General features: G+C 39.4%; 19 protein-coding genes and 2 riboswitches. Of the genes, 15 read left to right on the top strand and 4 right to left on the bottom strand.

Annotated features, from left to right (window positions below; translation table 11 throughout):
• Positions 1 to 196 precede the first annotated feature (196 nt).
• Together BABA_RS27715 and BABA_RS28300 are read left to right on the top strand one after the other, a co-directional pair.
• Complete coding sequence (locus BABA_RS27715; RefSeq protein WP_007086172.1) at positions 197 to 358, top strand: hypothetical protein; 162 nt, start codon at positions 197 to 199, stop codon at positions 356 to 358.
• Positions 358 to 489 (top strand): hypothetical protein, encoded by a 132-nt coding sequence (locus BABA_RS28300; RefSeq protein WP_268870161.1) that lies wholly within the window; start codon positions 358 to 360, stop codon positions 487 to 489. Before BABA_RS27715 ends, BABA_RS28300 begins: the two co-directional genes overlap by 1 nt.
• A gap of 14 nt (positions 490 to 503) precedes the next feature.
• Here BABA_RS28300 and BABA_RS15600 read toward each other — a convergent pair whose 3' ends face one another.
• Positions 504 to 2,252 carry a B12-binding domain-containing radical SAM protein gene (locus BABA_RS15600; RefSeq protein ID WP_007086173.1) on the bottom strand — a complete coding sequence of 583 codons (1,749 nt, stop codon included), beginning with the start codon at positions 2,250 to 2,252 and terminating at the stop codon, positions 504 to 506.
• 359 nt (positions 2,253 to 2,611) lie between these two features.
• Between BABA_RS15600 and BABA_RS15605 the strand changes: the two genes are divergently transcribed.
• The 3 genes from BABA_RS15605 to BABA_RS15615 all read left to right on the top strand — a co-directional run bounded on the left by BABA_RS15605 (position 2,612) and on the right by BABA_RS15615 (position 7,224).
• On the top strand, positions 2,612 to 3,625 hold the full coding sequence (locus tag BABA_RS15605; RefSeq protein WP_007086174.1) for a 2-oxoacid:acceptor oxidoreductase family protein: 1,014 nt from the start codon (positions 2,612 to 2,614) through the stop codon (positions 3,623 to 3,625).
• Complete coding sequence (locus BABA_RS15610) at positions 3,625 to 5,919, top strand: thiamine pyrophosphate-dependent enzyme (protein ID WP_007086175.1); 2,295 nt, start codon at positions 3,625 to 3,627, stop codon at positions 5,917 to 5,919. Before BABA_RS15605 ends, BABA_RS15610 begins: the two co-directional genes overlap by 1 nt.
• Positions 5,920 to 6,099: 180 nt before the next feature.
• Entirely contained in the window at positions 6,100 to 7,224 is a 1,125-nt protein-coding gene (locus tag BABA_RS15615) for an ATP-binding protein (RefSeq protein ID WP_007086176.1), read from the top strand.
• Positions 7,225 to 7,288: 64 nt separating this feature from the next.
• Here BABA_RS15615 and mtnK read toward each other — a convergent pair whose 3' ends face one another.
• Positions 7,289 to 8,473 carry an S-methyl-5-thioribose kinase gene (gene mtnK / locus BABA_RS15620; protein WP_007086177.1) on the bottom strand — a complete coding sequence of 395 codons (1,185 nt, stop codon included), beginning with the start codon at positions 8,471 to 8,473 and terminating at the stop codon, positions 7,289 to 7,291.
• Positions 8,474 to 8,576: 103 nt separating this feature from the next.
• A riboswitch (SAM riboswitch) is annotated at positions 8,577 to 8,734 on the bottom strand.
• A gap of 226 nt (positions 8,735 to 8,960) precedes the next feature.
• Between mtnK and BABA_RS15625 the strand changes: the two genes are divergently transcribed.
• From BABA_RS15625 to BABA_RS15670, 10 genes are all read left to right on the top strand, one after another.
• The gene (locus BABA_RS15625) at positions 8,961 to 10,139 is read left to right on the top strand and encodes a pyridoxal phosphate-dependent aminotransferase (RefSeq protein ID WP_007086178.1); all 1,179 of its coding nucleotides are present in this window, start codon (positions 8,961 to 8,963) and stop codon (positions 10,137 to 10,139) included.
• Positions 10,140 to 10,217: 78 nt separating this feature from the next.
• Positions 10,218 to 10,329, top strand: a riboswitch (SAM riboswitch).
• Between the two features lie 72 nt (positions 10,330 to 10,401).
• Positions 10,402 to 11,613 carry a 2,3-diketo-5-methylthiopentyl-1-phosphate enolase gene (gene mtnW / locus BABA_RS15630; RefSeq protein ID WP_007086179.1) on the top strand — a complete coding sequence of 404 codons (1,212 nt, stop codon included), beginning with the start codon at positions 10,402 to 10,404 and terminating at the stop codon, positions 11,611 to 11,613.
• On the top strand, positions 11,614 to 12,288 hold the full coding sequence (locus tag BABA_RS15635; protein ID WP_007086180.1) for a 2-hydroxy-3-keto-5-methylthiopentenyl-1-phosphate phosphatase: 675 nt from the start codon (positions 11,614 to 11,616) through the stop codon (positions 12,286 to 12,288).
• Entirely contained in the window at positions 12,282 to 12,911 is a 630-nt protein-coding gene (locus BABA_RS15640; protein ID WP_007086181.1) for a methylthioribulose 1-phosphate dehydratase, read from the top strand. Before BABA_RS15635 ends, BABA_RS15640 begins: the two co-directional genes overlap by 7 nt.
• A 26-nt stretch (positions 12,912 to 12,937) precedes the next feature.
• Entirely contained in the window at positions 12,938 to 13,471 is a 534-nt protein-coding gene (locus BABA_RS15645) for a 1,2-dihydroxy-3-keto-5-methylthiopentene dioxygenase (RefSeq protein ID WP_007086182.1), read from the top strand.
• Positions 13,472 to 13,695: 224 nt separating this feature from the next.
• Positions 13,696 to 13,938, top strand: coding sequence for an aspartyl-phosphate phosphatase Spo0E family protein (locus BABA_RS28375; protein ID WP_007086183.1), 243 nt, complete (start codon positions 13,696 to 13,698; stop codon positions 13,936 to 13,938).
• A 549-nt stretch (positions 13,939 to 14,487) separates the two neighbouring features.
• Positions 14,488 to 15,312, top strand: a complete 825-nt coding sequence (locus BABA_RS15655) for an electron transfer flavoprotein subunit beta/FixA family protein (protein ID WP_007086184.1) — start codon at positions 14,488 to 14,490, stop codon at positions 15,310 to 15,312.
• A 33-nt stretch (positions 15,313 to 15,345) separates the two neighbouring features.
• A complete protein-coding gene (locus BABA_RS15660; RefSeq protein ID WP_007086185.1) occupies positions 15,346 to 16,377 on the top strand; it encodes an electron transfer flavoprotein subunit alpha/FixB family protein in 1,032 nt (343 codons plus the stop codon).
• Positions 16,370 to 17,665 (top strand): FAD-dependent oxidoreductase, encoded by a 1,296-nt coding sequence (locus BABA_RS15665; RefSeq protein WP_007086186.1) that lies wholly within the window; start codon positions 16,370 to 16,372, stop codon positions 17,663 to 17,665. Before BABA_RS15660 ends, BABA_RS15665 begins: the two co-directional genes overlap by 8 nt.
• The gene (locus BABA_RS15670; RefSeq protein WP_007086187.1) at positions 17,665 to 17,949 is read left to right on the top strand and encodes a ferredoxin family protein; all 285 of its coding nucleotides are present in this window, start codon (positions 17,665 to 17,667) and stop codon (positions 17,947 to 17,949) included. The genes BABA_RS15665 and BABA_RS15670 overlap by 1 nt, the downstream gene beginning before the upstream one ends.
• A 162-nt stretch (positions 17,950 to 18,111) precedes the next feature.
• On the opposite strand, the gene BABA_RS15675 is transcribed toward BABA_RS15670, so the two are convergent.
• Both BABA_RS15675 and BABA_RS15680 read right to left on the bottom strand, forming a co-directional pair.
• Complete coding sequence (locus tag BABA_RS15675; RefSeq protein ID WP_007086188.1) at positions 18,112 to 18,459, bottom strand: hypothetical protein; 348 nt, start codon at positions 18,457 to 18,459, stop codon at positions 18,112 to 18,114.
• 193 nt (positions 18,460 to 18,652) lie between these two features.
• Positions 18,653 to 19,891 carry an MFS transporter gene (locus tag BABA_RS15680; RefSeq protein WP_007086189.1) on the bottom strand — a complete coding sequence of 413 codons (1,239 nt, stop codon included), beginning with the start codon at positions 19,889 to 19,891 and terminating at the stop codon, positions 18,653 to 18,655.
• Positions 19,892 to 20,040: the final 149 nt, after the last annotated feature.

Here is a 20,040-nt window from a genome sequence, read left to right on the forward strand (position 1 = left end):
AATGCGCCTCCGGCTCTTCGTGTTTCCTTTATCTCGGTTGGAGCGCTCCAGGCCATACGCCGCTGACCAGGGCGTTTGCGCTTTCCTTATTTTTTGCTTGAAAGGAAATTTTATTTATGAAAAATTAGGAAAGGATGATTACCATCAATTTGTTTAAAACTATGTGCGTACGATAACTTTTTAGGAGGATTCTAAATTGGCGAAACGAAAAGCTGAATTTGATGCAGTGGAAAAATATACGAAGACACCTCACAAAAATGTTCAGGAAAGTGAATTTTCTGCAGAGTTTACTGATAATAACAATGCTATTAGGTTTGCCAACCGCAACTCGAAATTAGGGAAAAAAGGAAGAAGTTAATGGGCAGCAGACGTAAAACTCCCCCGCGCATACCGATTGAAGAATTTAGTGTAGAAATTGGAGATGTAAATGGGGTAAAGCTTTTTGAAACAAAGAAGCGGTTAAAAAACAAAGCATCCAAAGAAAAATAAGCCGGAACCCCGGCTTATTTCATTTCTTTAAATGGGAAAAGAAGTGTTCGGTTATTCGTTGGATCAAAGTAGACCAATAAATTTGCAGGTTGTTTCTCAAGTTCACCTGTTGTTAAATAGTTCTCTAAATTAAAGGAGAGTTCTTCAAGCATTGTATGCTTAAACAATTCTTTTTCATCTAGTTTGAGCTCCAGGAATTCTGGGCCTAAAAGGGCAGGCTTTTCGACAATTTGCCGATACAATTTACTACGTTTATTCTTATCAAAACTTGCTTCCCACCATGGTTTTCTTGGTTTATATTTATGGCTCCTTAAATAATCATACTTCATAAGCCCAACGATCACATCAAGATGATCTACTGATTGCTGCTCAAGAAAGGAGAATAAGCGGCGGAATAAGTCTTCTAGTTGGTGCCCGATTCTTGACCATCCCTGCTTGTCCCAATATGAGCCAAACTCTTGAAAGAAATCAAAAGGTGAACTGAACACTTTCGTTACCAAATACTCTATCGTATGATCCATGCGGTGGTCGTTCCAATACTTTTCCAGTACGTCCTCCACTTGCTTGATTCTTACAATATTGTCGAATGAAAGTACGTTATTGCTTAAGATCTCATATGGGGAGTGATCCATAAATACATATTGATGTTCATCTGCTCGCTGTCGAACGCCGGTTCCCCTAAGCATTTTTAAAAAGCCTAATTGCAATTCTTCGGGTCTCATTACAAATACATCGTTAAATGTTTTCCGGAATGATGAATAGTCCTCTTCAGGCAGACCCGCAATTAAATCCAAATGCTGGTCAATTTTGCCGCCTTCTTTTACCATTGTGACAGTTCTAGTAAGCTTCGCGAAATTTTGTTTACGCATGACAAGCTCATTCGTATAGTCGTTGGTTGACTGAACACCAATTTCAAAGCGGAAAAGTCCCTTTGGTGCCTCTTGGTTTAAAAATTCAATGACCTCTGGCCGCATAATATCAGCGGTTATTTCAAATTGAAATACCGTTCCAGGAAGGTGTTCGTCAATAAGAAAGCGGAACATTTCCATGGCATAGCTTCTGCTGATATTAAAGGTTCGGTCAACAAATTTAATGGTTTTAGCTCCATTTGCCATTAAATAACGAATATCCTCTTTTATTTTTTCACGGTCAAAATATCGTACCCCGACTTCAATCGAAGAAAGGCAAAATTGGCAGCTAAAAGGGCAACCCCTGCTCGTTTCAATATAGGTAACACGTTTTCCTAAATCGGCAATATCTTCTGGAAATCTATATGGTGAAGGAAGATCTTTTAGGTCAAGCTTATTCATTTGTAGAGTACTCTTCACTTGATTATTTTCACGATAGGATATTCCGTTGACATTACGATAGCTTTTCGTTGTTTTGATTTCCTTTAGCAGCTGCTTAAAGGTTTGTTCCCCCTCACCCATGACAATATAATCAACCTCTGGGTAATTTTCCATCCATTCAGCCGTATCATAGGTTACTTCAGGACCACCTAAGACAATGATGAGTGCATGGTCAATTTTTTTAAGCATATTGACCACTTTGAGGGTTTCTTCAATGTTCCAAATATAACAGCTAAATCCGATCACTGCCGGTTTTGCTTGATATAGATCTGAGACAATATTCATGACAGGATCTTTGATGGTATATTCTTTCAATTGGATGTTAAATTCCGGAGCGGCATAGGCCTTTAAATAACGGATTGCAAGGTTCGTGTGAATAAACTTTGCATTTAGTGTAGAACAAATAACATTCATAAAAAAGCTCCTTTTAAGTAATAAAACAACACATTATTATAGCCTATTTTTAACTAAAATGATAGTTGGCAAACGGGTTATCCAAAATAGCAGCAAAAAATAACTTTTTAGAGATATTTAGCAAGAAAGCTACTGTTATACAACATTGATCATTCTGTTATATAATTGTTTTTTCTGATAAAGTCAGTTAAATTAATGTTTTTTTAAAAGAATGAAAATGTGTTATAAAAAAAAATGCTAGATGTTTGACTTTTGTCACAGCTAAAAAAATTCCGATGCCCTACAATAACTTTGGGGAAGTTAAATTTTTATGTCTATTTTACGAGACTTTTTTGAACGAAATAGGGGAGGGACATTATATGTCTATTTTACCGAAAAAAAATGAACTGGGATTTTTTGAAATTCGATTGGAATCGATCGGAGGGCTTGGTGCAAACTTAGCTGGAAAGATGTTAGCGGAAGCCGGTGTTTTAAGTCTTGGCTTAAAAGGATCCAATTTCTCGTCATATGGCTCAGAAAAGAAAGGCTCTCCGGTCAAGAGCTTCATTCGTTTCTGTGATCCGAATGTTGAAATTAGAGATCATAGTCCAATTGAACAGCCGCATATTGTGGGTGTTTTTCATGAAGCTTTATATAGAACAGTAAATGTTGTCAGCGGCTTGGATGCTGATGGAATCGTCCTAGTTAATACTTCAAGAGATTTTGATGATGTTAAAAAGGATTTACAATTAGAGTACGGTACGCTTGCGATTGTGGATGCTCTAACAATTGCGGTTGAGGAAAAGACAAAAGTAAATACGGCAATGCTTGGGGCCTTATATCGGATTTGTGACTTTCTTGATCCGGAATCAATGAGAGATGTGATTAGGAAAACATTTACAAAAAAATATCCACACCTTGTTGAGCCAAATATTCGTACATTTGATCGCGGTTATAATGAGGTTCAATTTAAAGTCTATGAGGTGCCAGAAGGTGCTGAAGGGAAAGCGTTCACAAGGCCGCTTCCACAGCTGGGCTATTTGACCCAGGAAATCGGCGGCGTTATGGTTTCGCAGGCAAATAGTATTTTTAAAGATTTAAGCGGTTCACGCCAAGGATTCCTTCCTGAATTCCAGCAAGAAAAATGTATTCACTGTGCAGCCTGTGACAATGTTTGCCCGGACTTTTGTTTTGTTTGGGAAGAGGGAGAAGACAAGCGCGGCAGAAAACAAATGTTTCTTAAAGGAATTGACTATCAATATTGTAAAGGCTGCTTAAAATGTGTGGAAGCATGTCCAACTGATGCACTAGGTGATCTTCGGGAAATGCTGGGTTATGCAGATGAAACCCAAGTGAAGCAAAACTTTCCTTATATTGCAGGGGGGATTCAATAATGGCTATTTTAGAAGATAAATTAACCACCCAAGGTTTAGCAGAACAAATTTCTACCTTTGAATCAGGAAATGAAATGGCTGCCACGGCTGCTGCTCAAATTAACTATCACATCATGGGTTATTTCCCAATTACACCTTCAACCGAAGTAGCGCAGTTTTTAGATCAAATGAAGACACGCGGCGAGCACGATATCAAGTTAATTCCTGCAGATGGGGAGCACGGTTCAGCCGGTATTTGTTATGGAGCCGCTGCAACAGGTGCTCGTGTGTTTAATGCAACGAGTGCAAATGGATTTTTATATATGCTGGAACAAATGCCTGTACAATCGGGAACTCGGTTTCCAATGGTAATGAATTTAGTAACGCGTGCAGTTAGCGGCCCGCTTGATATTCGCGGCGATCACTCCGACCTTTATTATGCGTTGAATACCGGCTGGGTTATATTAACAGCCAAAACACCGCAAGCCGTTTATGATATGAATATTATGGCGTTAAAAATTGCCGAACACTCAAAAGTGCGGTTACCAGTTATTGTTGCTTATGATGGATTCTTCACTTCACACCAAAAACGCAGGGTAGAATTTTTCAAGGACCGTAAAGTGGTTCAGCAATTTGTTGGCGAATGTCCTACCGATTATAACTTTGTCAGGGATTTAAGCAAGCCGGTAACTGTCGGGGCGCATATGAGTGGCGATGATTTCATTAACAATCACTTCCAACAATCTGAAGCGATGTATAATGCTGGAGAGGTATTTAAAGAAGTTGCCGCTGAATATGCGAAGCTTTCCGGCCGGGAATATCCTACCCTCGATTTATATAAAATGGAGGATGCAGATGTAGCAGTATTCTTATTAAATTCTGCTGCAGAATCTGCTAAGGATGTTGTAGACCAACTACGAGAAAAAGGAATTAAAGCGGGGGTTATTAGTCCAAATATCATTCGTCCATTCCCGGCAAAGGAAATCCGTGAAGCACTTAAGAATGTAAAATCATTATTGATTGGTGAACGTGCGGATTCTTACGGGGCAAACGGTCCGAACTTAACCCATGAAGTGAAATCAGCACTTCAGGATGACAAAAACAACAAGACAATCGTATTAGGCCGTGTATTCGGTCTTGGCGGTAAGGATTTCTATGCAAGTGATGCACATGCTTTCTTTGACATGGCAATCGATACAATGGAGAAAGGCTTTGCTGAAAAACCGTTTGATTATTATGGTCATGTTCCCGGTAATCCGGATAAAATCCTAAAGCCTGTCATCTTACCACAGCACGGAGATGTATTTAACTCCGGTTTGATTGAGGTAAAAATGGACGAAGCGACCAATAAATTAAAAGTAAAAATTCCACCGCTTCGCGCGCTTACCGGAAAACCAAAACGGATTGCTTCTGGGCACGGGGCATGCCCAGGGTGCGGAATATTTGCCGGTTTAGAGCTATTCTTCAAAGGAATTGAAGGAGATATTGTTACGCTTTTCCAAACTGGTTGTGCCTATGTAACAACAACAGGCTATCCAAGCACATCACATAAGCAAACGATGATGCACAACCTTTTCCAAAATGGTGCAGCAACATTATCAGGTACACTAGAAGCATTTATGGAACTAAAAAGCCGTGGAGAAATCAACGTTTCTGACGATGCGACATTTGTGATGATCACGGGCGATGGCGGCATGGATATTGGTATGGGGTCTGCAATTGGCACGGCACTTCGAGGTCATAAATTGATCATGCTTGAATATGATAATGAGGGCTACATGAATACTGGCTCACAAATGTCTTATTCTACGCCAATGGGGCATATGACAAGCACATCAGGTGTAGGTAAAGCCCAGCGCGGAAAAGCGTTCCATCATAAAGATACAGCGCAAATTATGGCTGCAACAAATATGCCATATGTGTTCACTGGTTCGGAAGGCTTCCCGCAGGATTTAGTTAAAAAGGGTGCGAAGGCACAGTGGTACGCACAAAATGTAGGCACAGTTTACGGGAAAATTCTCATCACCTGTCCGCTTAATTGGAAATCGGATGATCGTTATGGTACGAAAATTGTTGAAGCTGCGGTCGACTCCTGTTTCTTCCCACTTTATGAAGTGGAGCAAGGCGTCACTACGATTACGTATAATCCAGAGGACAAGAGCAAACGGATTCCACTTTCCGATTGGTTAAAATATATGGGTAAAACAAAACACCTTCTAAAAGATGAAAACAAACCTATTTTAGAAGAGTTTGAAACAGAAGTAGAAAAAAGATGGCAACGTCTAAAAGCTAAACACGAAAACCCATTGCTATAAGTAATGAAAAACGCAGAGCACTTCTCTTGTGCTTTGCGTTTTTGTATTTTTAAATGTTAGACAAATTATTGTAATAAATAAAAAAATAGCATATGGGCAGAAAAGGAATTTTAGCGTATTATGTAGAATATATGACTTTATATTATTGCTTGATTAAAGAAGTTCGCGGGGTGCTGTGAGTTGGAGAATCAGTTCAATCAAAAAGTAATATTTCCTAATGAAACAAACGAAGAACAGACAAAAGAAACTGAATCGCAGGAAAGCGAACAAAAATATAGGCGGATATTTGAAGATTCTATTGACGGACTAATTCTATGGGATAATGAACATCGATTTGTTGATGTAAATATTGCCGCTGAACGAATGATTGGTCTGCCAAAGAAAAAATTAATTGGTCAACGAGTATATGATCCATCTACCCCGTTAGAGGGAAAAAAGCAAGAAATTTTGAAGCATATTGATCAGCTTCTTAATGAGGGTCAAACCGCATCGACTATCACTTTTGAAACCGAAGACGGCAACAAGTTATATTTTGAATACACTTCCCAATTAGATATTGTCGGTGGTGTGAATATAACTATATTTAAAGATGTAACTGATAAAGTAGTGATGCAAGAACAGCTGCGTAAATCGGATACACTAAATGTGATTGGTGAGCTTGCGGCAGGAATTGCCCATGAAATACGAAATCCTATGACGGCATTGAAAGGATTCATTCAATTACTTGAAAGCAGTATTACAAAAGAGCATTCACTGTATTATCAAGTGATCACTACGGAATTACAACGAATTGATTCGATTATTAATGAGTTTTTAATTCTTGCGAAACCGCAGACTATTAGTTTTCAGGAAAAGGATCTAAATCAAATAATGAAGGAAACAGTTGACCTTCTGTCTGCGCAGGCAGTATTGTACAACGTTCAATTTGTAACAGATTATGATGATAGGCTTCCACTTATATATTGTGAACCAAACCAATTGAAAAAGGTTTTTATAAATTTAATAAAGAACGCTATTGAGGTAATGCCAAGTGGCGGCAATATTACCATTACTACTAAAAAGATACGAAAGCAGCAAATTCAGATCATCATCAAAGACGAAGGCTGTGGAATTTCGAAGGAAAAAATAAAAAAGCTAGGTGAACCGTTTTACACTACAAAAGACCGAGGAACCGGGCTTGGGTTGATGGTGAGCTACAGAATCATCGACGAACATAATGGAACCATAAATGTTAAAAGTGAAGAGGGGATGGGGACAATCTTTTATATAAATTTGCCCGTTAATAAGCTTCATCCAATCGTGTAAAAACACTTCCGAATGGATTTGGAAGTGTTTTTACTATTGACTGTTGAACTTTCTTTTCTTCTATTTATAAAACTTCTTTAACTTTTGAAATAAATGCAGCACAATTGATGATTTCCTTGCGTTGTTTAATTAAGATTTTACCAAGTTCTAAGGTCTTCCTTTTCGCTGCTAATCTAGTTTTTTCATCTTCAATACTATCTAAATCAGTAACATGTGCGAGTCCAATCGTTCTTCTGATTAATTCGCAGCCTGCAAATCCAAGGGAATCCTCAAAGAACTTTGCTAAAGTATAACTTAAGAATTTATCCGTTTTGGCTAAGATCTCTTTATTTTCTGTATTCCATAGATGGGTAAATTCATCTTTAAAGACATTCCACACGGTTTCAATATGGTGGACAAATCGTTCTTGGTTTTTAGTATTTACAATTACCTGGAAAAGCAGATTTGCAAATACTTGGCCAATATCAAAACCAGCTGGGCCGTAAAAAGCAAATTCGGGATCAATCACTTTTGTTTCTGAATTGCTTGCAAAAACACTTCCAGTGTGCAAATCCCCATGTAAGAGAACTTCCGCTTCTGTTAAAAAGCTTCTTTTAAGCAGATTCACTTGAAACCTCAGTTCATCATCCTGCCACAGGGCTTCGACATCAGAAAGTAAGCCATCCTCAAAGTAGTTTGTGTCTGCATCAAAATAGGGGTCTGTAAAAATTAAATCCTCCGTTATTTTGCAAAGCTCCGGATTAATAAACATTTGTACCTGCTCTTTTTTGGCTGACGGGCCTAAACCATAATCTGAAGTATAGAATAATGTTTTTGCTAGATATTCACCCAAATGTTTAGAAATTAGCGGGTATGTTTCGCCGTTAATAAATCCGGTTCTGGCAATTAAAAGATGGGAAAGATCCTCCATGACAGTGACAGCTAACACATCATCAGTGAAATAAATCGTTGGAACGTAATCAGGGGCAAGCTGCCCAAAGGTTTTTAAAGCATCTGCTTCAATTTTGGCCCGTTTTAATGTTAATGGCCAGCTTTCACCAACTACCTTTGCGTATGGTAAAGCTTGTTTGATGATCAGACCCTTACTACCTTGTTCATCAACAATGTGAAAAACAAGATTTAAATTACCATCCCCAATTTCCTTGCAGGATAGTACAGCATTTTCGGTGAAAAAATTTAAACTTAATGCCAGTTCAATAGCCACTGCTTCAGTTAATGGCGCATAATGTGTTTGTTTAAGATGACTCATCCTTTTTCCTCCTTGTTCTATGGAGGCTCTGTTAGCGCAACCTGAGCACTAAAAAAGCCTCTTTCTCATCTGAAAGAGGCTAGAAGACAATTGTCTGTCACACCTCTTATCTCTCAGAAAGTAAATCCTTCTGTTGGAATTAGCACCGTGCCGAATTAGGGTATTACCCCCGCGCTAAACTAACGCTCCATTTAACAAATGAATTTACGGTCGGTTGCTGGGCTTCAAAGGGCCAATCCCTCAGCCAGCTCATGATAAGAGTAAAACTATTCAATACGGTAAAAATAATAACAGTTTGATAATCGTAATGTCAATATATTTTGAAAATTATCTATAAAACTGCTATTTACTATCTTCCAAAAACAGGAACCCTACAACTCTTAAGAAGTTTCCGAATAATAACTTTACAAGTTAATATAAAAGTTATAATATTTATCACTAGAATTTCAAAATAAATTATTGAAAACTAATGAAGCGGGTGAAAACGATGAAGCAATTCCCACCATCAGAAATTTTAAACAGTCTTCCTAAACAGTTTTTTGCCGGGCTTGTCAAGAAGGTCGGAGAATATATTGACTTGGGACATGATGTGATTAATTTAGGTCAAGGTAATCCTGATCAGCCAACCCCCCCACATATTGTTGCAAAGCTTCAGGAAGCCGCAGCAAATCCTCTGAATCATAAATATTCGCCGTTCCAGGGACATCTGTATTTAAAACAGGCTGCTGCTGATTTTTATTTGAGAGAATATGGGGTAACACTTGATGCTGATAAGGAAGTGGCCATTTTATTCGGCGGCAAAGCGGGACTGGTTGAAATCCCTCAGTGTTTGTTAAATCCAGGGGACACCATTCTTGTTCCCGACCCCGGATACCCAGATTATTTGTCAGGGGTCGCACTTGCGAAAGCGGAAATGGTTACAATGCCTCTAAGAGAGCGAAATAATTTTTTGCCGGATTACGGGGAACTATCTGAAGAGATTTTATCAAAGTCAAAGCTAATGTTTCTCAATTATCCCAATAATCCTACAGGAGCCACGGCTACTGCTGAATTTTTTGAGGAAACAGTCAAGCTGGCAAGTGAGAATGATATATGTGTTGTACATGATTTTGCCTATGGTGCCATTGGATTTGATGGTGAAAGACCACTAAGCTTTCTGCAGGTTGAAGGAGCAAAAGAGATTGGCATTGAAATTTATACCTTGTCTAAAACCTATAATATGGCAGGCTGGCGTGTTGGTTTTGCTGTGGGTAATGAAAGTGTCATTTCAGCTATTGAACTTCTTCAAGATCATTTGTACGTAAGTTTATTTGGAGCTATACAGGAGGCTGCGGCGGAAGCATTAACAGGTCCACAGGATTGTGTGAAAGAATTAAACCAGCTTTATGAACGCAGGCGGAATATATTAATCGATGGTCTTCAATCACTTGGATGGAAAGTCACTGCACCAAAGGGCTCATTTTTTGCTTGGCTTAAGGTGCCAGAAGGACTTTCATCTGAGGAATTCGCCACCATTCTTCTTGATCAAACGCATATTATGGTCGCTCCAGGGATAGGTTTTGGAGAATTCGGCGAGGGTTTTGTTCGTGTCGGTTTATTAACAACAGACGAACGGTTAATTGAAGCAGTCAGAAGAATAAGTAGTTTAGAAATTTTTAAAAAATAGATTGACAATTTATATTATTCTGGGGATAATACAAAATAAAGTTAAACAACTTGAAAAAGTAAATAAATACGAATCGTTTTCTTATCAAGAGCAGGCGGAGGGAAAAGCCCGATGAAGCCCGGCAACCGACTTAAAACTTTTGTTTTAAGCACGGTGCTAATTCTTGCAGCAATGCGCTGACAGATGAGAAGATGTTAGTTTGTGATGCTAACCTCTTCTTTTCGAAGAGGTTTTTTATGTTTGAACGGAAGGATGATCACGGTTGAGTGAATTAATTGCAACATATCTATTACATGATGAAACAAATCCAGAAAAAAAAGCAGAGGAAATTGCACTGGGCTTAACGGTTGGATCATGGACGAACCTGCCAGAATTAGAGCAAAGTCAATTGCGCAAACATAAAGGCAGGGTCATTTCCATTGAGGGGTTCCCAACTGACAATAGGGATCAATCGCTGATAAGGATTGCGTATCCCACCATTAATTTTTCAAATGATCTGCCAGCCATTTTAACAACAGTTTTCGGAAAGCTTTCCTTGGATGGGAAAATTAAATTGCTAGACTTGCAGTTTGACGAGCGTTTAAAAGGTTTGTTCCCAGGGCCGAGATTCGGAATTGAAGGAATACGCAAAAAACTTAATGTTTACGAACGGCCGTTGTTAATGAGCATTTTTAAAGGAGTCCTGGGTAAAGACCTTAATTTTTTATCCGAACAACTTAAGCAGCAGGCACTTGGCGGTGTGGATCTTGTGAAGGATGATGAAATCCTATTTGAAAATGAATTAACGCCCTTTGAAAAAAGAATTGCTGCCGGTAAAGCCGTTTTACATGAGGTAAAGGAACAAACGGGGCACAGGACGCTATACGCAGTAAACCTTACTGGACGTACATCAAAGCTTCGTGATAAAGCAAGAAAGGCTTCAGAACTTGGGGCAGACCTCCTACTGTTTAATGTATTTTCGTATGGCTTAGACGTATTACAGGAGCTAAGGGAAGATCCAGAAATCGGTTTGCCGCTTATGGCCCACCCTGCTGTTAGTGGTGCCTCAACTTCTTCAGCTGAATATGGTTTTGCGCATTCCTTATTGCTTGGTAAGCTTCTCCGTTATGCTGGAGTAGATTTGTCGTTATTCCCATCACCATATGGAACAGTGGCACTAGATAAGCCTTTAGCCATTTCCATTGCGCTTGAGCTAACGAAGGATGATGGTTTTAAAAAGGCCTTTCCAGTTCCGTCAGCGGGCATCCATCCGGGGCTTGTTCCATTATTAATTCGTGATTTTGGAAATGATTCTGTTATCAATGCCGGCGGTGGTGTCCATGGACATCCAGACGGCGCACGCGGCGGCGGCCTTGCATTTAGACAAGCGATTGAAACGAATCTCCAGGGGAAATCGCTGGCAGAAGGTGCGGAACAATACCCTGAATTAAAACAGGCAATACAGCTCTGGGGAAATGCTGAGGTGATCCACTAAATGGCAAAGCCTATCATTTTTTGTGACTTTGACGGGACCGTAACACAAAGTGACAACATCATCGCCATTATGAAGAAATTTGCCCCTCCAGAGTGGTTGGAGCTAAAGGATCAAATACTTTCCAGGAAAATCTCTATCAATGAAGGAGTAGGAAAACTATTTTCTTTATTATCAAGTGATTTGAAGGATGATATAACAAAGTTTGCGATTGAAAATGCCAAGATTCGCCCAGGGTTTAAGGAGTTTGTCGATTTTGCAAGGGTAAAAAGTATACCACTTTATATTGTAAGTGGCGGCATTGACTTTTTTGTACAGCCGATATTAGCAGAATATGCCCCGTTTGATGGAATCTATTGTAATGAATCTGATTTTTCAGGAGAGACCATCGAGATTCTTTGGCCCCATAAATGTGATTCCTTGTGTGATAATGATTGCGGCTGCTGTAAGCCGAGTATCATTCGTCAATTAAACTGTGGTGAGGACAGCTTCAAAATTGTCATCGGGGATTCCGTAACTGATCTTGAAGCAGCCAAGCATGCTGATTTTGTGTTGGCAAGAGATTTACTACAGGAAAAATGCGAGGAATGGGGAATTAACCATCAAGGTTTTCAAACATTCTTCGATTGTATCGATGAAATTAATAAAAGAATTGAGGTGGGTGAGCTATCATGCTAACGGAAAAATGGACTGAACTTGCTGATGTAAAGGATGAACTGGCTGAGCGTGATTGGTTTATGGGCACAAGCGGAAACCTGGCAATTAAAGTTAGTGACCAGCCGCTCCGGTTTCTGGTAACAGCAAGTGGTAAGGATAAACGGAAGCGAACGGACGAAGATTTTTTACTTGTTGACGAATTCGGCCGTGCTGCCTGCGACACCCATTTAAAGCCTTCAGCAGAGACATTGCTGCATTTGGAAATTTACCGCAGGACGAATGCAGGCTGCAGCCTTCATGTCCATACCATTGATAATAACGTCATTTCTGAAGTTTATGGAGATCATGGTGAGGTGACATTTACTGGGCAAGAGCTCATTAAGGCTTTCGATAAGTGGGAAGAGGATGCAGTTTTAAGAATCCCAATTATCCGTAACTATGCCCATATTCCAACTTTAGCAGATAAATTTTCAGAACATGTATTAGCGGATACTGGTGCTGTTTTGATCCGAAACCATGGAATTACAGTATGGGGAAGGAACGCTTTTGAAGCAAAAAAAATTCTTGAGGCTTCCGAATTTCTATTCCGTTACCAATTACGATTATTAGAACACAAACCATATCAATTGTATAAAGTTGTCTAACACAGAATTAAAGAGGAGAGATAAAAATGGCATATATTACATTCCAAAACAAAGAGGACCAAATTCACGAACAAGAAACAGTAGCAAGCTTCCTTGCATCACAAGAGGTTATTTATGAAAAATGGGATATTCGTAAACTCCCAACGTCGCTAGTCGAAAAATATCTTTTGAGCGATGAAGAAAAAGAGGAAATTCTCACTACTTTTGGCGATGAAATCGCTGATATTTCCACAAGACGAGGCTACAAGGCTCAAGATGTGATTTCTTTATCTGAAAATACACCAAATCTCGATACCCTGCTTACAAATTTTAAAAATGAGCACCATCATACGGATGATGAAGTCCGATTTATTGTGAGCGGACATGGAGTGTTTGTTATCCAAGGCAAAGATAGTGAATTTTTCGAAGTACATTTAAATCCTGGTGACCTAATCTCAGTTCCTGAAAATACAAGACACTACTTTACGCTTGAAGATGACCGGAAAGTTGTTGCCGTAAGAATCTTTGTAACAACAGAAGGCTGGGTACCCATCTATGAAACAGAAAAAGTGAATAATTAAGAAAAAAATAGCTGGCGGATTCCGTTAGCTTTTTTTGTTTTCAAAGGATTCTGTCGTAATTACAAGAAAGACACGGAGGAATTTGTCGAAAAACAAAAGAAATAGAATGTTTTGTCTACTTTTGCGAATGTATTTACTTTTAAAGAAATTCTTGCAATAATTCTTCAAGTAGTCTATTTTTTTAGTGGATTCAAGTATGTTTTTGCTAGAGTAGGAGGATAACATTGTACAAGCATAGTAATAGTCAATCTGAGATGATTGCAGAGATAAAGGTAAAAAGAGAACTAATGATCAAAAGCGCAAAAAAATCAGGCTTTACGAGTGAAGAAACAATAAAATACAGCCAAGAGCTTGATGAATTAATCAATGAGTACCAAAGGGCCGTTGGGCAAACTTTAAGACAAAATGAAGAAGTTAAATTTGCTTTTAAACAAATGATTATGGTTTGGCCCAAAGTGTTAGTTTAATGAGCATTTGGAAAGCACCTGTTAAGGTGCATGAATGAAGGCCTTTCATTTATTAATTGGATAATTAATGAAAACGTAACGTGATATGAAGGCCTTCCGGCGCATTTTGTAAACCAAACAAAATGCAAATATCTTTCTAGCCATTCTCCTTGTCCCCCCTATTTTTCAAATCCTAACCCCCAATGATTAAAATCAACAATATTTGACAAGCTGTGATTTTTATCATTGTTTATATCTCAATATTTCATATAGTTATATTAGTAGTATTTACTAAAACACACAACAAGATCAACTGCAATTCATACCACAACAAGTTAGTACTTCAACTACTTTTTTTAAAATCCACTTTATAGAACTGCATTAGGTTGTAAAAAGGCTTTCCCGTGATTTTATTTTTATGTTAAACACCAAAGAAAAATAGAAAACTCTCATTGTTTGGTACTATGCTAATGTTGCGATACATATATCGTTAATAAAAGCATTTTTAATAACCAAAGGAAGCAAACGCTTTCAACATTCTTAGATTATATGGAGGAGGGAAAGTCCTACATGCACATTGTCGTATGTGTCAAACAAGTCCCTGATACAAAAATTATTAAAATTAATCCAAAAACAAACACACTCGACCGCCGAAGTGCGCCAGCCATTTTGAACCCTTACGATGCTCATGCGGTTCAAGAGGCCGTCAAAATTAAGGAAAAAACGGGTGGTACTATTTCCGTATTGTCAATGGGCCCACCGCAGGCAACTGCAGTTATTAAAAAAAGTATTGAAATAGGGGCAGATAGAGGTTATTTAATTTCCGACCGCGCCTTCGCTGGGGCAGACACACTTGCAACTAGTTATGCCCTGTCAAAGGCACTGGAACGAATCAGTAAGGATCTCCCAGTGGATATGGTGATTTGCGGAAAACATGCCATCGATGGTGATACTGGACAGGTTGGGCCAGGTATCGCAAGGAGAATGGATATTCCCCCGGTTACCAATGTAATCGAAGTTACGGAAGTTAACCAAAAGGAAAAAACAGTATTAATTAAACGAAAGCTGACAAGCGGTCATGAATTAATTCAGGCAGAATTGCCATGCTTATTAACTGTTGAAAAAGAAATCAATGCGATCGAATATTCACCAATGACGAACATGATTAAAGCTGCGAGATACGAACCCGTTATTTGGGCAGTAAGTGATCTGGAAAATGTAGAGCGTACACAGCTTGGACTAAAAGGCTCACCAACTATTGTTGGTAAAATGTTTACACCTCCACGACCTGAAGGTGGTAAAAGATTAGAAGGTTCTGCTGATGAGCAGGTTGGTCAGCTCATGGAAATCCTAATGGAGAAAAGGGATCTATTAACGGTACAGACATCTAAATAATAAAGCTTATCTTTTGGGCAGGGAGGGATTTACATGAATCTAGACGATTATCGTGGAGTCTGGGTATTCATCGAACAGAACGATGCTAAAATCGAAGGCGTTTCATTAGAATTGCTTGGTGCTGGCAGAAAGTTAGCTGATAAATTACAAGTTCCATTAGCGGGATTTTTACTAGGAAGCGAGATTAAACCATTAGCGAACCAGGTCATTTCCTATGGGGCTGATAAAGTGTATTTGATTGATCATCCTGTACTAAAAAATTACAGGACAGAGTCTTATATGCAAGGAGTTATGGTGCTTGCCCAAAAATATATGCCGGAAATTATCCTTTATGGGGCAACACCAAATGGAAAAGACTTAGCAAGTGCTGTGGCAACAGATTTAAGTACCGGATTAACTGCTGATACAACGATGCTTGATGTAGATGTGGATAATAGATTGTTAGAGGCGAGCAGGCCGGCATTTGGCGGTAATATTATGGCAACTATCCTCTGTAAGAAACATCGGCCGCAAATGGCAACCGTAAGACCAAAGGTCATGAAGGCATTAGAGCCGGATAGCAAGAGACTTGGCAAAGTCATTGAAGAGAAAATAGATCTAAAAGAAGAAGATATGCGCACAAAAGTATTGCAAATTGTGAATGACGTAACAAAAAAGGCAAATTTAGCCGATGCCCATGTTATCGTCTGCGGTGGAAAAGGGATGGGTGACTTACAAAATTTCCAGCTCATCCATGAACTGGCTGAAACAATCGGAGCCAGTGTTGGCGGCACACGTGACGTGGTCGAAGCAGGCTGGCTGCCTCACGATCAGCAGGTTGGTCAAACGGGAGAAACCGTAACATCGAAAATCTATTTTGCAATAGGCATTTCTGGAGCGATTCAGCATGTAGTTGGAATGAAAAATTCCGAGTTCATCATTGCTATCAATAAGGATCCAAATGCCCCTATTTTTGATGTGGCAACTTATGGAATTGTAGGAGATGCAATGGAAATCGTACCTAAACTAATCGAACAATTTAAACAGCTGAGATCTGAAAAAGGCGGTGAAATAAGTTATGCCTGAAAAATTTGATGTCATCGTAGTTGGAGCAGGGCCGGCAGGTACCTCATGTGCCTTAACATGTGCCAAAAATGGGCTAAACGTCTTGCTTATTGAAAGAGGAGAATACCCAGGGGCTAAGAATGTTATGGGGGGAGTCCTATACCGCAAGCAAATGGAAGAGCTAATTCCCGAGTTTTGGAAGGAGGCACCGCTTGAGAGACCTGTGGTTGAGCAGCGTTTTTGGATGATGGATAAGGAATCAGTCGTACAATTCGGTTATAAGGGCCTTGAATGGGCAGTTGAACCCTATAATAACTTTACTGTGCTGCGGGCACAGTTTGACCAATGGTTTGCGGCAAAGGCTGTAGAGGCTGGAGCGCTTCTGATTAACGAAACGGTTGTGACCGAATGTATTGTTGAAAACGGGAAGGTTGTAGGTGTGCGCACCGACCGTCCGGATGGCGAGGTTTATGCAGATGTTGTTGTCCTTGCCGATGGAGTAAATTCACTTCTTTCCAAACAATTAGGCTTTCATAAAGAATTCCGTCCAGATGAAGTTGCTTTAACGGTAATGGAAGTTATTAATCTGCCAAAAGAAAAAATCAATGACCGCTTTAACTTGGAGGATAACCAAGGGTGTACAATCGAAATTTTTGGCGATTCAACAAAGGGGAACCTTGGGACAGCTTTTCTATATACGAATAAAGACAGTTTAAATATCGGGGTAGGTACAACCCTATCAAGTATGATTAAAGCAAAATTAAAGCCATATGAGCTTCTTGACTACCTGAAAAAACACCCGATGGTCCAACCGTTTATTGCCGGAGGGGAATCAGCGGAATATCTTGCCCATCTTATTCCAGAAGGCGGGTATCGTTCCGTACCAAGGGTAGCTGGGAATGGTGTTCTAGTCGTAGGGGACGCTGCACAGCTTGTTAATGCCATCCATCGTGAAGGTTCGAACATGGCAATGCATTCAGGGCTGTTGGCGGCGGAATCGATACTTGAGGCTAAAGCCAGAGGAGGCTATACAGAGGCTAACTTAAATATTTACCGTGAGAAGCTTTACGATAGTTTTATCATAAAGGACTTAGAGAAATACAAAGACGCGGCCCATACATTTGAGAAGTATCCGCAATATTTTAATGAATATGTCCCAATGATGAACAAAGCCATGAGTAAATTCTTCACAGTTGATGGCACTACAAAGCGAGAAAAACAAAAACAAATCATGAAGAGTGTAACAGCCGAAAAAGGAACGCTTCGAGTATTGCAAGATATTTATCGAGCTTGGAAGGCGGTGAAATAATGTCAACGAAGAATATCGAGGAAAAACAGTACCTCCTCAGGTTTAAGTGTGATACGAAGTCCCATTTGACGATCCTTGACCATGATGTTTGCATGACTCAATGTCCCGATAAAATTTGTACAGTATTTTGCCCAGCTGAAGTTTATAAGTGGGAAGGAACCCGCATGCAAGTAGGGTACGAAGGCTGTCATGAATGTGGCAGCTGCCGCATTGGCTGTCCATACCAGAACATAAAATGGGAATACCCTAAAGGCGGACATGGGATTGTGTTCCGATTGGCATAAAGAAGATTTTGAAAAGTGTTGTTTGCGATTTATGCAGACAGCACTTTTTTATGGTAGGAAACTTCTACTTTAAACGGGTGGTTTTGCTTTTATCACTATATGTAGGTTTTTTCACAAGTGGGGGTAAAAAGAAGGTGAAGCAAAAGGTAAGTAATTAGGGGGTTAGCTTATTTTCTCTAATAGTGTTACTTTGGTAAGTTCATCATTTTTGCTTGCTGTTGTTAATGAGGTAGCTAGTGCAATTGCATCATCAATTAACCTCATATTAGTTGTACAATAATAAGGTTTTTTCCAATTAAAATCGCCATCACTATCAGCCGGGTAGATACTTACTTTCCAATGGTAAAATATCTTTGACTGCGGGAGCTGCACCCCTTCTACAGCAATTAACCAATGTGTTGAAGGCGAATCAGGATTGATTGCCTCATCATCCTTTAAAGACAGCTGGTCATTTAAACCAATCGGAATTAAGGCCTTTTCATAAAAGTCATGATAATTTGGAGTTTTCATCTCTGTTTTCCTCCTTTATAGGTTTTATCTATATTATATGAAACTTTGCCTCCTTTTTTGTGTGATAAATGTTAAAACTTTTCAAATAATTTAAGCGTTTTCATAAAGATGACAAAAACAAGGCATTCGTATCCTTATTACAAAAAGAAAATATCCAAGAAAATAATGTAAGGATGGGCACGATGCCCATCCTTTATTTCGGGTTATTCCATTCCCAAACCTTCTGGTCTGTTGGAAGGGCGAATGCGATTAATCCTAGCAATGGCAGGACACCAAGCCATGTAATCATCGTTTGTAATCCAATCAAGTCTGCAATGTACCCAAGACCAACTGAACCAATTGCCCCCATTCCAAACGCAAGACCAACCGTCAAACCAGACATTGTGCCAATTTTTCCAGGGACTAATTCTTGTGCATACACAACGGTAACGGAAAAACTGGTCATTAAAATAAATCCGGTTAAAATAAGGAAGATAAAGGCTATTGTTGGTGGAACATAGGGTATAAGAATAGAAAAGGGCACGGTTGCTAACATTGAGAAGGAAATAATATTTTTCTTTCCAAAGCGATCTGCGAGCGGCCCGCCAAAGAAGGTACCAACCGCCCCAGAAAGTAAAAAGGCGAATAAAAAGACCTGTGATTCTTTAATCGTAAGGGCATATTCTTTAATCGCAAAAAATGTGTAGAAATTGGTAATGCCGGAAGAATACCACGTTCTTGCAAAGATTAATAACAGAATCAGCGACAATGTCTTTTTAACCTCTTTGGATAACCCTTCCTTCTTTCCTACACTTATACTCTTTTTCTTTCCTAAATTTGGTCTTGCTATCAATCTCTGTTTATACCAATTGGCGATATAAACTAGCAATATGACGGCAAGAGCGGCTACAATCGTAAACCAGGAGGCACCAATCTGTCCGAGGGGAACCAAAATAAGTGCAGTGATGACAGGAGCTAATGCCTGCCCGGTATTGCCCCCAACTTGATAAATGGATTGTGCAAGCCCCCGGCGACTTCCGGCAGCCATATAAGCTACCCGTGAACCTTCGGGATGAAAAACTGCGGAACCGAGACCAATGAACAGAACAGACAAGACAATCATCGCAAAACTTGAAGCAAACCCCAACCCAAGAATGCCGAATAAAGTAAACGTGAGTCCTATTGGTAAGGCATAGGGCATTGGCTTTTTGTCCGTTACCATGCCAACGACAGGCTGCATAACAGATGAGACCATATTTAAGGAAAATGCGATAATCCCTAGCTGGGTAAAGCTTAATCCCATTGATTTTTCTAAAATGGGAAACATAGCCGGTACAACAGCTTGAATGGCATCATTCAATAAATGGCACAGCCCGATAATAATAAGAATTTTATATATCGTTGATTCGGAGGCTTTTGGAGCTTTTGCTTGTAATACAGCTTGTTGACTCATGGAGGAAAATCACTTCCTTAAGATAAAATGACGAACTATTTTTCTATCCTATTTTACTACTGAATGATTAAAATAAGAAATATTTATTTCTAATTTCGAAATATTCAAATTGTAAATAGGGAAAATAAACAAAACGAGACCACAATTGG

The organism is Neobacillus bataviensis LMG 21833 (genome assembly GCF_000307875.1).
Taxonomy (GTDB): Bacteria; Bacillota; Bacilli; order Bacillales; family Cytobacillaceae; genus Neobacillus; species Neobacillus bataviensis.